Below are 13,312 nucleotides of genomic sequence, written 5' to 3'. Positions count from 1 at the left end.
CGCAGCCCAGGAATCATGCCCCTACAACAACCCCGGGGTGCCGACTGGTCCCCAAGAGGAGAGTTTCATGATCAAACGCAAAGTCGCCGCCGCACTGGTCGGCCTGTCCGTGGCCATGTTCGGTGCCGTCTCAGGCGCGCATGCCCAAGGCAAGGAATTGGTGGTGGCCACCGATACCGCTTTCGTGCCGTTCGAGTTCAAGCAGGGTAATACCTACGTGGGCTTCGACGTGGATCTGTGGGCGGCCATCGCCAAGGAACTCAACCTCAAGTACAAGCTGCAGCCCATGGACTTCGCGGGCATCATCCCGGGCCTGCAAACCAAGAACATCGACGCGGCGCTGGCCGGCATCACGATCCGCGACGACCGCAAGAAGGTCATCGACTTCTCCGATCCCTACTACGAAAGCGGCCTGGCCATCCTGGTCGGCGAAAAGAACACGGACATCAAGGACGCCAAGTCCCTGGCCGGCAAGACCGTCGCGGTCAAGACCGGAACCGCCACCGTGGACTTCCTGAAGGCGCAGGTGCCGGATGCGAAGCTCAAGCTGTTCCCGAACATCGACAACGCCTATCTGGAACTGGCCACCGGCCGCGTCGACGCCGCGGTGCACGACACGCCCAATGTCCAGTACTACGCCAACACCGCCGGCAAGGGCCGCGTGAAGGTGGTCGGCTCGGTCAAGAGCGGCGACTTCTACGGCATCGCCTTCCCCAAGGGCAGCGATCTGGTGCCGCAGGTGAACAAGGCGCTGGCCACGCTGAAGGCCAACGGCCAGTACGACGCCATCTATACCAAATGGTTCGGCAAGAAGCCCTGAGCATCCGGGTCCGCATTGCATTCCGGGACCGCCCGGCATCGGCCTGCGCCGGCTGATGCCGGCAGCTACGCCGCAGTCGGGCGTATCGTCCCGCGCCGCTCCCGCCGCGCTACGGCGCGGCGCCGCGCCATAGGGGGAATATCGTGGAGTTTGACTGGACTGTAATCAGGGACGCGCTACCCAATCTGCTCGAGGGTACGCTGATGACCATCAAGATCACGTTCTGGGGCTTGTTCGGCGGTTTTTTGCTGGGCGCGCTGTCCGGCGTGACAAGGGCTTACGGGCATCCCATCCTGTCGGCCATCGCACAGGTCTACGTCGCGGTCATCCGCGGCACGCCGATCGTGGTGCAGGTGATGTTCATCTATTTCGCCTTGCCCCTGCTGGCGAACATCCGGGTGGACGCGGAGTGGGCGGCCATCGTCACGCTCATCATCAATTCCGGGGCCTACATTTCCGAGATCGTGCGCGGCGCGCTGCTATCGGTGCACAAGGGCCTGAAGGAAGCCGGACAGGCCATGGGACTGCCGTTCCACAAGATCCTCTTCCACATCATCGGGCCGGTAGCGTTCCGCCGCATGATTCCGCCGCTGGGCAACCAGTGCATCATCAGCCTGAAGGATTCTTCGCTCTTCATCGTGATCGGCGTGGCCGAACTGACCCGGCAGGGCCAGGAAATCATGGCCAGCAACTTTCGCGCCGTCGAGATCTGGTCGGCGGTGGCGATCGTCTACCTGATCCTGACCGGCCTGATGGCGTTGGGCCTGCATCTGATTGAAAGAAGGATGCGCATACTATGAGCATGGTTGAATTCCACAACGTCACCAAGACTTTCGGCGAGTCCGTGGTGCTCAACGGGATCTCGCTGAACATCGACGCGGGCGAGGTCGTGGTGGTGGTTGGGCCCTCGGGTTCGGGCAAGTCCACCTTCCTGCGTTGCATCAACGTGCTTGAAACCATCAACGATGGCGATCTGCTGGTCGATGGCCTGAGCGTGAACGGCGGGGCCGCGCAAGTGCGCGAAATCCGGCGCGAGGCGGGCATGGTGTTTCAGCAGTTCAATCTGTTCCCGCAGATGACGGCGCTGGAAAACGTCATGTTCGGCCCGATCCATACCCGTGGGCAAAGCCGCGCCGAGGCGCGTGAGCTGGCCGAAAGCCTGCTGGCCAAGGTCGGCCTGGCCGAGCGCATGGACCACTATCCGTCCGAGCTTTCAGGCGGCCAGCAGCAGCGCGTGGCGATTGCGCGGGCGCTGGCCATCAAGCCCAAGCTGATGCTGTTCGACGAGCCCACGTCGGCGCTGGATCCGGAGCTGCGCCACGAGGTGCTCAAAGTCATGCGCGACCTGGCCGAGGAGGGCATGACCATGGTCGTGGTCACGCATGAGATGGAGTTCGCGCGCAAGGTGGGCAGCCGCCTGATCTTCATCGACGCGGGCAAGATCGCGCATGACGGGCCGCCTGGCGAATTGCTGAGCAATCCGCCCAGTCAGCGGCTCAAGGATTTTCTGCAGCACGTGACCTGAGCAGAGCAGTGCAGGGCTGGCGATTCAGCCCTGCACTGAAGAACTGCTCAACCCTTCACGCGCACGATCTTCTGCACTTGCGGCACGTGCCGGATGGCGCGGATCACCTGCGCCAGGTGCTTGCGGCTGTCGACCTGGATCGTCAGATGCAGCGACACCGTGGCGACCGCGTCGTCGTGCATGGTGACGTGCACGATGTTGGCGTCGGCCGCCGTGACTTCCGCCGCCAGCCGGCCCAGCACGCCGCGTTCGTTGCGCGTGACGATGTCCAGGCGCGTGGCCAGGTGCTTGGCGGTGTTGTTGGGGTCCCAGGCGACGTTGATCCAGCGTTCCGGTTCGCGCAGGCGCTGGCGCATGGCCACCGGGCAATCGGCGGTGTGCACCACCAGTCCGTGTCCCATGCGCATGCCGGCGATGATGGGGTCGCCCGGCAGCGGGCCGCAGCAAGGCGCCAATTGCACCGCCTGGCCCTCATTGCCCTGGATCAGGATGGGGGCGCTGCGCGCCGAGGTCAGTTCGTCCACGGCAGCGGCCGTGGTTGCGACCAACTGGTGTTCGGGCGCGAAGCGGCGCGCCACCACGGCCGCCAGGCGCTTGCCCAGGCCGATGTCGGCCAGGATTTCCTCGCGCGAGCTGGCGCCGGTGCTGCGCGCCAGCTTCTGCCACGCCGGGTCGTCGGTGGCGGGCAGGGGCATGTGCAGCTCTTGCAGCGCCTGGCCCAGCAGGCGTTCGCCAAAGGCCACCGATTCTTCGTACTTGACGGTGCGCAGGTAGTGGCGGATTTCAGAGCGCGCGCGGCCGGTGCGCACGTAGTTCAGCCATTGCGCGTTCGGACGGGAGGCGGGGGAGGTGACGATTTCCACCGTGTCGCCGCTGTTGAGTTCGGTGCGCAACGGCACGAACTCGCCGTTGACCTTGGCGGCCACCGCCTGGTTGCCGATGTCGGTGTGGATCGCGTAGGCGAAGTCCACCGGCGTGGCGCCGCGGGGCAGCGAAATGATCTTGCCGCGCGGCGTGAACACGTAGACCGCGTCGGGGAACAGATCGACCTTGACGTGCTCCAGGAATTCGCCGGAATCGCCGGTCTGGCTCTGGATGTCCAGCAGCGATTGCAGCCACTGGTGGGTGCGCTTCTGCAGGTCGTTGAGGGTCAGGTCCGCGCCCTTGTAGAGCCAGTGCGAGGCCACGCCTTCTTCCGCAACGTGATGCATGTCGCGGGTGCGGAACTGGAACTCTACCGGTGTGCCGTAGGGGCCGACGAGGGTCGTGTGCAGGGACTGGTAGCCGTTCACCTTGGGGATGGCGATGTAGTCCTTGAACTTGCCGGGCACGGGCCGGTAGAGCTGATGCAGCGTGCCCAGCGCCAGGTAGCACTCGGGCAGGGTGTGCACGATGACGCGGAAACCGTAGATGTCCAGGACGTCGGAGAACGACTTCTTCTGGTCGACCATCTTGCGGTAGATGCCGTAGAGCGTCTTCTCGCGGCCGGTGACCTCGGCTTCGATGCCGGCGGCGGGCAGCGAAGCCCGCACCGAATCGGCGATCTTGGTGATGACCTCGCGGCGGTTGCCGCGTGCGGCCAGCACGGCCTTGTACAGCACCTGATAGCGGTTCGGGTACATGGCCGCAAAGCACAGGTCCTGCAGTTCGCGGAACAGCAGGTTCAGGCCCAGGCGATGCGCGATAGGCGCGTAGATGTCCAGTGTTTCGCGCGCAATGCGGCGGCGCTTTTCCGGATTGACCGCGTCCAGCGTGCGCATATTGTGCAGGCGGTCGGCCAGCTTGATGAGGATGACGCGCACGTCGCGCGCCATCGCCAGCAGCATCTTGCGGAAGCTCTCGGCCTGTTGTTCGGCCTTGGTGGCGAAGTCCAGGCGGTCCAGCTTGGACAGGCCGTCGACCAGTTCTGCGACTTCAGGGCCGAATTTCTCGGCCAGCTCGTGCTTGGCGATGCCCTGGTCTTCCATCACGTCGTGCAGCAGGGCGGCGGACAACGCGTTGACGTCGAGCTTCCAGCCTGCGCAGATTTCGGTGACGGCGATGGGGTGAGAGATGTAGGGCGAACCGCTGGCGCGGAACTGGCCCAGATGCGCCTGGTCCGCGAAGCGATAGGCTTCGCGCACGCGCTCTACGTCTTTCTTGTCGAGATAGCTGCCGATGATTTCGGTCAGCGGCGCCAGCGAAGCGACCGGCGAGGCGGTCGCGTCCGCCGCTTCTTGCGCGGCGACGGACGGTGGCGTGGGGGGAGTCTTGTCTTTCTTGCCGGTGCGGCGCCCAAGACGGGAGCCGGCACGCAGTGCGGCAAGCAGACCTGATGAAGCGTACTTCAGCCCGGGAAAAGCCATGCTTGCCGCCCCCGGAGATTATCAGGTGGGTACTTTACGCAGCATTTCCACGCCGGTGAGGCCGCCCGCGATTTCGCGCAGGGCAGTGACCGTGGGCTTGTCTTTGCTGTCCAGGCGCGGGGCATGGCCTTGCGCCAACTCGCGGGCGCGGTAGGTCGCGGCCAGCGTGAGCTTGAAACGATTGGGGATTTGATTCAGACAGTCTTCGACGGTAATGCGAGCCATTAGGACACCTGGTGCTGATGGAGGATAGGGAGAATGCGTTCGGCTCAGTGCTCGGCCGGGATGCCCAGCTGCGAGAACAACTGGCTGTGGCGGGCGGCCTGAGACGAAAAGCGCAGCCGTGCGGCGCTGACTATTTGAGTCAATTCCGACAAGGCCACGCTAAATTCTTGATTAATAATAACATATTCGCATTCAGGCGCGTGGGCGATTTCGCCGCCCGCGGCCATCAGGCGGCGCGCGATCACCTGGGGCGCGTCCTGGCCGCGCGCCTTGAGCCGGCTTTCGAGTTCATCGATGGACGGCGGCAGCACGAATACGCCGATCGCGCCGGGGAAGCGCTGCTTCACCTGGCGCGCGCCTTGCCAGTCGATCTCCAGCAGCACGTCGCGGCCGGCGCGCGTGGCTTCGTCGATGCGGTCTCGCGGCGTGCCGTAAAAGTTGCCATGCACTTCCGCCCATTCCAGCAGGTTGTTGCCCTCGCGCAGGAGCTTGAATTCCTCCGTGGACACGAAGCGGTATTCGCGGCCGTCTTCCTCGCCGGGGCGGGGCGCGCGGGTGGTGCAGGAAATGGAGAGCAGGATGGAGGGGTCTTGCTGGAGCAAGGCCTTGACCAGGCTGGACTTGCCGGCGCCGCTGGGGGCGACGACCATGAAGACGTTTCCGGGATTGGCGGACATGAATGTGGCAGGCGTGTGATGCTAAGACACGAAGAATAACAAATCACGCGGCCGGGCAGGGGGGAACCCGCAAGCCGGCCGCGTGATCTGCGCCTGCCGGACTCAGCCGCCAGCCTTGGCGGCGGCCTGGGTCAGCTTGCCGCCGGCTGGCGGCGAGTCGCTGCCCAGCAAATGGCCGTTGACCTCGATACCGTAAAGCGAGTCGTCGGAGTCGTGGTACTTGGCCCGGGTCGCGGCGACAGACTCTGTATAGCGCGGATCCTGCGGACGCTCGTGCGCATTCATGAAGTAGGCGACGTCCCAGGCTTCCTGGTCGCTCAGCATGCCGGCCTGTCCGAGCGGCATGTTGGCCTTGATGAAGCCGGCGGCATTGCCGATCTGGTGCATGCCCGCGCCCCAGTTGAAGGAGTCCGCGCCCCACAGGGCGGGGAACACCCAGTGCTTGCCGTTCTTCTGGCCTTGGCCCTCGGCCCCGTGGCAGACCGCGCAGTATTGCGCATAGACCTCGCTGCCGCGCAGGTAGTCGGCCTTCTTGGCTGGCGCGGGCAGCTTGCGGTAGCCCTGGCCCTCCAGCACCACGCCGGTGGGCGCCTTGCTGGCCAGCCAGAACATATAGGTCTGCAGCGCGGTCAGGGTGGGATCGTCCGCGGCGGGCGCCTTGCCATTCATGCTGAAGCGGAAACACCCTTGCAGGCGTTCGGCCAGGGTGTTGACGTGGCCGTTCTTGGCGCGATAGGCGGGGTAGAGCACGTAGGCAGCCCACATAGGCGCTGAGTCCGGCCGGCGGCCGGCGTCCAGGTGGCAGCTGACGCAGTTCAGGTTGTTGCCGACAAACTTGGCGGCGTTCTGCGGGGTGTGCAGGAAGATCTGTTCGCCTTCGCGCACGGCTTTGCCGAAATCGTTGTCGGGGATGGACGCGGCCGACGGCGGCGTGAAGGACGGGCGGGGTTCGGCCGCAAACGTGGCGGCGGACGCGAACAGGCAGGCGGCGGACAGCAGGCGCAGGCTGGTGGCGGTCATTGCTGGGCTCCCGCGGCGGTGTTGGCTTGCGCGGCAAGCTGGTCGGCGGCCTTGGGCAGGCCTGCATAGTAGGCGGAGACGGCGTCGATCTCGGCGCTGGACAGGCGCGTGGCCACGGCCGGCATCAGGCCCAGCGGACCCGGAGGGCGCTGGCCTTGCTGCCAGGCGCGCAGTTGGCCCGCGATGTAGGCAGCGGGCTGGCCCGCCAAGGCGGGGAAATTCGCGCCGACGCCGATGCCGCCCGGCCCGTGGCACTGGTTGCAGGCGGGCACGTTCTTGTCCCAGGCGCCGCGGGTGGCCAGCCAGGCGCCGGTGTCGGCCGGCTTGGCCGGATGCATGGCGGTGGCGGCCAGTTTGTCGATGTCCAGCGCGGAAGGCAGCGAGGCGTAGTACTGCGCTACAGCCTTGCGCTGCGCTGGGTCCAGCGCCTTGGCGGTGGCGGCCATGACCGGGCTGACGCGCGAGCCATTGGCCATGGCTTCGAGCTGTTCGTCCAGGTACGCACTGCCCATGCCGGCCAGTTGCGGAAAGCCGGCGGCGGGATTGCCCTCGCCACGGGCGCCGTGGCAGGTGATACAGGCGGGCGCGCCGTTGGCGCCCTGGGTGCTGATCTGCTTGCCGTCGGGCGCGCTTTGCGCACCGGCCGAGGCGGCGTACAACGCGCTCAGGACCAGTGCGGCGGGTAGGGACCGTGGGGTCATAGAACCTGCTCCGTGGGTGTTATTGGATTTTTGGTAATAAGCTAATTTCCAGGAATTATATAAAGACTTGTGACGGATCAACACGGGATTGTCGACCCTGTGGCATGCGTTGCGCGGATTTTTTCTGCGCGGAATAGCTGAGCGGGCGCGGATCCGCCGGTCGCGATCGCTTCAGGAAAAACAGGTCTTCCGGCGCATTCGGCAGCTTGTCCATGCCGGGTAATTTTTGCTTGCGTGTGACGCGTTCGAATGTGTCACGGCTGGAACCTTCGCTTGCAGCATGCCCAGAATGATTGGGGTAGCATTCCGCCGATCGATAACAAGGAGAATCCGATGCAAGCGAACGAGATCGAACACCCGCGCGTGGCGCTGGTCACCGGCGCCGGTACCGGCATAGGCCGCGCGGTGGCGCTGGAATTCCTGGCGCAAGGCTATCGGGTCGTGTTGGCCGGCCGTCGCCGCGAACCGCTGGAAGCCACCCGCACCGCGGCGGGCGAGGACGGCGTGAGGGCGCTGGTGGTGCCCACGGATGTATCCGACGAGCAGGCCGTGCGCGAACTATTCGATGCGGCGCAGCGCGAATATGGCCGGCTGGACGTGCTGTTCAACAATGCCGGCCGCGGCGCGCCCGCGATGCCGATCGAGGAGTTGCCCGTATCGCTGTGGCGCGAGGTGGTGGACACCAACCTGACCGGCATGTTCCTGTGCGCGCAAGCCGCCATTCGCGTGATGAAGGCGCAGAATCCGCGTGGCGGGCGCATCATCAACAACGGTTCGATCTCGGCGCATGCGCCGCGTCCGTTCTCCATCGCCTACACCGCCACCAAGCACGCGGTGACCGGGCTGACCAAGTCCATTTCGCTGGATTGCCGGCCCTACAGCATCGCCTGCGGCCAGATCGACATCGGCAATGCCGCCACCGATATGACCGAACGCATGGCCGCAGGCATCCTGCAGGCGGACGGCAGCACCAAGGTGGAGCCGCGCATGGACGTGGCGCACGTGGCGCAGGCGGTGGCCGCCATGGCGCGCCTGCCGCTGGAGGCCAACGTGCAGTTCATGACCATCATGGCGACCAACATGCCCTTCGTGGGCCGGGGCTGAAACGCGGCAAGCCTGCGGCGGCGCGTCCTTGCTGGACTGGCCGCGGCAGGCTGTGGTGCCTCCCCCAAGGGGCGTCGGCAGCGACGCCCCGATTTTTTCCGTCAGCGGGCGGAAGCCTGGGCCAGCATCTGGCCCGGTTGCATATCCAGATAGCGCCGGGCGCCGACGTAGCGCTTGGTCCAGTACGAATTCTTCATTTCGTCCACACGCACCTTGGTGCCGCGGCGCGGAGCGTGGACAAACTTGTTCTGGCCGATGTAGATGCCGACGTGCGAGGTCACGCCGCGGCCGCGCGTGGCGAAGAACACCAGGTCGCCGGGGCGCAGATCCTGCTTGTTGGCGACGGATTCGCCAGCGGTGCGTTGAGCGCGCGCCGTGCGAGGCAGCTCCAGGCCGGCGATTTCACGGAAGACGTGCAGGACCAGTCCGCTGCAATCGAAACCGTCGGCATCGTCGCCGCCCCAGCTATAGGGGGTGCCGATGGCATCCAGGCCGGCTTGCACGACACGGTCGCGCAGGGTGGGGACGGTGGGTTCCTGGGCCAGGCGCAGGCCGGTAAGCGAGGGGCGGGCCTGCTCGGAGCGGACGGACGCCTGAGCGGCGTCGGGAATCCAGGAAAGGGTCAGGGCGATGATGGGCGCTGACAGGAATACGGGAATGCGTAGTTGGGCAATTCGGGCTTTTCGCGTGGGCGGCGTCATTACGTCACTTCAAGAATCGGAGTGGGCGGCATGGCTTTGCCTGGACAGGCAAGCCGGCGGAAAGGGGGGCAACACCGGGACGTAAAACCCCGGACTGCCATGTGATTGTAATGGAATAATGTTTCATTACATTTGTAGTGCAATGCAGCATTCTTGTCGGTGGAAGTTACGGCGCGCGCAGCTTCCCGGGCCGTCGAATATGACATTTCATCTGGCGCGGGCTCGGGCATAATCGTCGCAATCGGCCCTGCGGCCCGGCAAGCCGGCAGCGGCCGCGGTTACAGATAAGATGAGAAGCGGAGTAAAGCTCGATGATGAACGCAGTGCACCCTTTGTCTTCCATGAGCCGGCCAGAAGCCTTGCCCTTCGAGCCGTTCCAGGATGCGGTGGCGGCAGTGGAGCGCCTGATCGAAATCTATGCGCGCAATACCGCATTCCTGCGCGCCGCCTTCCGTGAAGTGCTGAAAGGCTCGACCAACGGCCGCGAGCGCGCCCGAGCCTACTACCCGGCCATCCGCATCGTGGTGGAAACCTACGATCCGATCGATACCCGGCTGTCCTACGGCCACGTCGCCGAACCGGGCATTTACCAGACCACCATCACCCAGCCCGCGCTGTTTCGCGACTACCTGATCGAGCAGGTCAGCCAGCTGCTGCAGAACCACCGCGTGGCGGTCGAAGTCGGCGAGTCCGATTCGCCCATTCCGCTGCATTTCGCCTTCCCCGAGGGCGCCTACGTCGAGGGCGAGCACCTGGAGGCACTCAAGCGGCCCCTGCGCGACCTGTTCGACGTGCCCGACCTGGCGGTGACGGACGATGCCATCGTCAACGGTTCCTGGCGCGGCAAGGAGGGCGAGCCCAAGCCGCTGGCGCCTTTTACGGCCCAGCGCGTGGACTATTCGCTGCACCGCTTGCAGCACTACACCTCGACCGCGCCCGCGCATTTCCAGAATTTCGTGCTGTTCACCAACTACCAGTTCTACGTGGACGAGTTCTGCGCCCGCGCCCGCGCGCTCATGGCCAGCGGCAACGAAGACTACGAAATGCTGGTGGAGCCGGGCAACCGCATCACGCGCCGGGGCGAAAGCGGCCCGGGCGACGAGGACCAGGCGGTCCGCCTGCCGCAGATGCCGGCCTACCACCTGGTGCGCGGCGACCATTCGGGCATCACGCTGGTGAACATCGGCGTGGGACCGTCCAACGCCAAGACCATTACCGACCACATCGCCGTACTGCGCCCGCACGCCTGGCTGATGCTGGGCCACTGCGCGGGCCTGCGCGATTCGCAGCGCCTGGGCGACTACGTCTTGGCTCATGGCTATGTGCGCGAGGACCACGTGCTGGACGCCGACCTGCCAACCTGGGTGCCGGTGCCGGCGCTGGCCGAGGTGCAGGTGGCGCTGGAGCAGGCGGTCGAAGAAGTGGCCGGGCTGTCGGGCTGGGATCTGAAGCGCATCATGCGCACGGGCACGGTCGCCACCATCGACAATCGCAATTGGGAACTGCGCGATCATCTGGAACTGGTGGAGCGTTTTGCGCAGTCCCGCGCGATTGCGCTGGACATGGAATCCGCCACCATCGCGGCCAACGGCTTCCGCTTCCGCGTGCCGTACGGCACCTTGCTGTGCGTGTCGGACAAGCCTTTGCATGGCGAACTGAAGCTGCCCGGCATGGCCAGCGCCTTCTACCGCCGCCAGGTGAATCAACATCTGGAAATCGGCATCCGCGCCCTGGAGCGGCTGCGCGACATGCCGCCGGAACGCCTGCATTCGCGCAAGCTGCGCACCTTCATGGAAACGGCGTTCCAGTAGGTTCATCGATCCGTCCCCGAGGCCGTCCGATTTCACCGGATGGGGCCTCTTGCGCTATTCTCGCCGGTTGCTTGGAAATTCCCAGGCACCTGGCGTTGCGCACAGGTGCCTTCATGACCTGAAGGAAATGCATTTTGGCACCATCGGAACACGATGAACGTCGCTCAGGCGGCACGCGCGAGGCGAAGGCGAACCCGCCTTCCGAACTGCGCCGCACGCTGTCCGCGCGCCACCTGACCATGATTGCGGTGGGCGGGTCCATCGGCACCGGCCTGTTCGTGGCCTCCGGCGCGACCATCGCCAAGGCCGGCCCCGGCGGGGCGCTGCTGGGCTACGTGCTGATCGGCATCATGGTCTATTTCCTGATGACCAGCCTGGGCGAACTGGCCGCCGCGATGCCGGTTTCCGGTTCCTTTTCCACCTACGGCGCGCGCTATGTCGAGGACGGCTTCGGCTTCGCCCTGGGCTGGAACTATTGGTACAACTGGGCGGTGACCGTGGCGGTGGACCTGGTGGCGGCGCAACTGGTCATGGCCTACTGGTTTCCCGACGTGCCGGGTTTCTATTGGAGCGCCCTGTTCCTGGCGATCACCTTCGGCCTGAACGCCATGTCGGCGCGCGGCTTCGGCGAGGCAGAGTTCTGGTTCGCGCTGATCAAGGTGATCGCGGTGCTGGCGTTCGTGGCCATGGGCGTGATGATGCTGCTGGGCATCATCCGGGGCGGAGAAACGGGCGGCCTGGCCAACTGGACCGTGGGCGATGCGCCGTTCTCAGGCGGCTTCGCGGCGCTGATCGGCGTGGCCATGGTGGTGGGCTTTTCGTTCCAGGGTACCGAGCTCATCGGCATCGCCGCCGGCGAATCCAAGGACCCGGCGCGCAACCTGCCGCGCGCGGTGCGCCAGGTCTTCTGGCGCATCCTGCTGTTCTACGTGGCGGCCATCCTGGTCATCGGCCTCTTGATTCCCTATACCGACCCGCACCTGTTGCGCAACGAGGTCGAGGACATCAGCGTCAGTCCCTTCGCGCTGATCTTCGAGCGGGCCGGCCTCCTGGGGGCGGCTTCGGTCATGAACGCGGTGGTGCTGACGTCGGTATTGTCGGCGGGCAATTCCGGCATGTACGCGGCTACACGCATGCTTTACAGCCTGGCCCGCGAAGGCAAGGCGCCGCGCATCTTCGGCCGCATCTCGCGCAGCGGCGTGCCGCTGTGGGCGCTGCTGGCGACGACGGTCGTGGCGGCGCTGTGTTTTTTCACCTTCATTTTCAGCCCCAACGCCGTCTACATCTGGCTGCTGAACACCTCCGGGATGACGGGCTTCATCGCCTGGCTGGGCATCGCCATCAGCCACTACCGGTTCCGCCGCGGCTACGTGAAGCAGGGCCATAACCTGGCCGATCTGCCGTATGTGTCGCCGTTCTTCCCGTTCGGGCCGATCTTCGCTTTCGTGCTCTGCCTGATCATCACCCTGGGGCAGAACTACCAGGCGTTCCTGCAGGACAAGATCGATTGGGGCGGCGTGGTCGCGACCTACATCGGGATTCCGCTGTTCCTGCTGATCTGGGCCGGCTACCGGCTGGCGCGCGGCTCGCGCTTCGTGAACTACCGGGACATGCATTTCCCGGATGCGCGGGCGCGTAGTGCTTATCTGGATTCAGCGCTGCGGGGCGAGCCTGCGGCGGGCGAGGCGAGGTGAGGGCTGGTCAAGCCAACGCTTCGATGACGGCCTCAGGGTTCCGTTCGATGACGTTAAGTAGTACCAGGGCAGGGCCGCGCGGTGAGCGATCACCGCGTTCCCAATGTCGCAGCGTGGCAGTCGAAAAGCCGAATCGGGCTGCGAATTGTTCCTGGGTCATTCCGACTTTGGCGCGTACGGCTTTGACGTCAACCTCGCGGGGGCGATGCAGGCGAACGCCGCGTGTATCTCCCTGCGCGTGGGCAATCGCTTCTTGCAAGCCTTGCTTGATGCCGTCGAATGCAGTGCTCATGATCTTGTTTGTCCTTTCCAGATATTCACCAGCAAAGTCACCATGCCGGCTAGCTCGTTGCGTTGGGCCTTAGTCAGATTGGCTTTATCGTTTTTCGCAAAAAGCGTCAGCAAATATAGCGGCATAAGATCATCGTGGTAGTAATAGATGATGCGCGCGCCGCCGCTCTTGCCTTGCCCGCTACGACGCCAGCGCAATTTGCGGACTCCACCGGTGCCCTCCATGATGTCTCCCGCCTTCGGATGCCCGGCCAGGTAGTCAACCAGGTCTTGACGCTCGTTTGGCAGCAATAGTCTGTCGGCAAGACGAATGTAATAGGGCAGTTCCGCAATGCCATGCATGGTTTGTCGCAAAGTTAATTCTAATCCATTGGATTAGTTCGGCAAGGTCAGACTTC

At 64.9% G+C, this 13,312-nt stretch carries 14 protein-coding genes; 6 read left to right on the top strand and 8 right to left on the bottom strand.

Going from position 1 to position 13,312, the window contains the following annotated elements; genetic code table 11:
• Window positions 1-67 precede the first annotated feature (67 nt).
• The 3 genes from glnH to glnQ all read left to right on the top strand — a co-directional run bounded on the left by glnH (window position 68) and on the right by glnQ (window position 2,345).
• On the top strand, window positions 68-820 hold the full coding sequence (glnH, locus tag DXK93_RS26030; RefSeq protein ID WP_054454063.1) for a glutamine ABC transporter substrate-binding protein GlnH: 753 nt from the start codon (window positions 68-70) through the stop codon (window positions 818-820).
• 143 nt (window positions 821-963) lie between these two features.
• Window positions 964-1,620, top strand: coding sequence for a glutamine ABC transporter permease GlnP (gene glnP / locus DXK93_RS26025; RefSeq protein WP_054454065.1), 657 nt, complete (start codon window positions 964-966; stop codon window positions 1,618-1,620).
• Complete coding sequence (glnQ, locus tag DXK93_RS26020) at window positions 1,617-2,345, top strand: glutamine ABC transporter ATP-binding protein GlnQ (RefSeq protein ID WP_054454067.1); 729 nt, start codon at window positions 1,617-1,619, stop codon at window positions 2,343-2,345. Before glnP ends, glnQ begins: the two co-directional genes overlap by 4 nt.
• A 47-nt stretch (window positions 2,346-2,392) precedes the next feature.
• Here glnQ and DXK93_RS26015 read toward each other — a convergent pair whose 3' ends face one another.
• The 5 genes from DXK93_RS26015 to DXK93_RS25995 form a co-directional block, all read right to left on the bottom strand.
• The gene (locus tag DXK93_RS26015; RefSeq protein ID WP_054454071.1) at window positions 2,393-4,690 is read right to left on the bottom strand and encodes a bifunctional (p)ppGpp synthetase/guanosine-3',5'-bis(diphosphate) 3'-pyrophosphohydrolase; all 2,298 of its coding nucleotides are present in this window, start codon (window positions 4,688-4,690) and stop codon (window positions 2,393-2,395) included.
• 21 nt (window positions 4,691-4,711) lie between these two features.
• A complete protein-coding gene (gene rpoZ / locus DXK93_RS26010; protein WP_006219679.1) occupies window positions 4,712-4,915 on the bottom strand; it encodes a DNA-directed RNA polymerase subunit omega in 204 nt (67 codons plus the stop codon).
• 44 nt (window positions 4,916-4,959) lie between these two features.
• Window positions 4,960-5,592 carry a guanylate kinase gene (gene gmk / locus DXK93_RS26005; protein ID WP_119451591.1) on the bottom strand — a complete coding sequence of 211 codons (633 nt, stop codon included), beginning with the start codon at window positions 5,590-5,592 and terminating at the stop codon, window positions 4,960-4,962.
• A 102-nt stretch (window positions 5,593-5,694) separates the two neighbouring features.
• Window positions 5,695-6,612 carry a c-type cytochrome gene (locus tag DXK93_RS26000; protein WP_054454073.1) on the bottom strand — a complete coding sequence of 306 codons (918 nt, stop codon included), beginning with the start codon at window positions 6,610-6,612 and terminating at the stop codon, window positions 5,695-5,697.
• Window positions 6,609-7,313: a c-type cytochrome gene (locus DXK93_RS25995; RefSeq protein WP_054454075.1), complete on the bottom strand. Its 705-nt coding sequence runs from the start codon at window positions 7,311-7,313 to the stop codon at window positions 6,609-6,611. Before DXK93_RS25995 ends, DXK93_RS26000 begins: the two co-directional genes overlap by 4 nt.
• Before the next feature lie 333 nt (window positions 7,314-7,646).
• On the opposite strand from DXK93_RS25995, the gene DXK93_RS25990 reads away from it, so the two are divergent.
• Complete coding sequence (locus tag DXK93_RS25990) at window positions 7,647-8,417, top strand: SDR family oxidoreductase (RefSeq protein ID WP_119451590.1); 771 nt, start codon at window positions 7,647-7,649, stop codon at window positions 8,415-8,417.
• Between the two features lie 101 nt (window positions 8,418-8,518).
• Here the strand turns inward: DXK93_RS25990 and DXK93_RS25985 are convergent, their stop codons facing one another.
• Window positions 8,519-9,118 carry a C40 family peptidase gene (locus DXK93_RS25985; protein ID WP_054454079.1) on the bottom strand — a complete coding sequence of 200 codons (600 nt, stop codon included), beginning with the start codon at window positions 9,116-9,118 and terminating at the stop codon, window positions 8,519-8,521.
• Window positions 9,119-9,429: 311 nt separating this feature from the next.
• Between DXK93_RS25985 and DXK93_RS25980 the strand changes: the two genes are divergently transcribed.
• Both DXK93_RS25980 and DXK93_RS25975 read left to right on the top strand, forming a co-directional pair.
• Window positions 9,430-10,929: an AMP nucleosidase gene (locus DXK93_RS25980; protein WP_370127645.1), complete on the top strand. Its 1,500-nt coding sequence runs from the start codon at window positions 9,430-9,432 to the stop codon at window positions 10,927-10,929.
• Between the two features lie 134 nt (window positions 10,930-11,063).
• Window positions 11,064-12,623, top strand: coding sequence for an amino acid permease (locus DXK93_RS25975; RefSeq protein ID WP_054454080.1), 1,560 nt, complete (start codon window positions 11,064-11,066; stop codon window positions 12,621-12,623).
• Window positions 12,624-12,630: 7 nt separating this feature from the next.
• On the opposite strand, the gene DXK93_RS25970 is transcribed toward DXK93_RS25975, so the two are convergent.
• Entirely contained in the window at window positions 12,631-12,915 is a 285-nt protein-coding gene (locus tag DXK93_RS25970) for a DNA-binding transcriptional regulator (RefSeq protein ID WP_082400972.1), read from the bottom strand.
• Window positions 12,912-13,256 carry a type II toxin-antitoxin system RelE/ParE family toxin gene (locus DXK93_RS25965; RefSeq protein ID WP_119451589.1) on the bottom strand — a complete coding sequence of 115 codons (345 nt, stop codon included), beginning with the start codon at window positions 13,254-13,256 and terminating at the stop codon, window positions 12,912-12,914. Before DXK93_RS25965 ends, DXK93_RS25970 begins: the two co-directional genes overlap by 4 nt.
• Window positions 13,257-13,312 lie beyond the last annotated feature (56 nt).

The organism is Achromobacter sp. K91, assembly GCF_003576205.1.
Lineage (GTDB): Bacteria > Pseudomonadota > Gammaproteobacteria > Burkholderiales > Burkholderiaceae_B > Achromobacter > Achromobacter aegrifaciens.
Note: the sequence above shows the minus strand (reverse complement) of the source record. Positions and strands in the feature narration are given on the sequence as shown.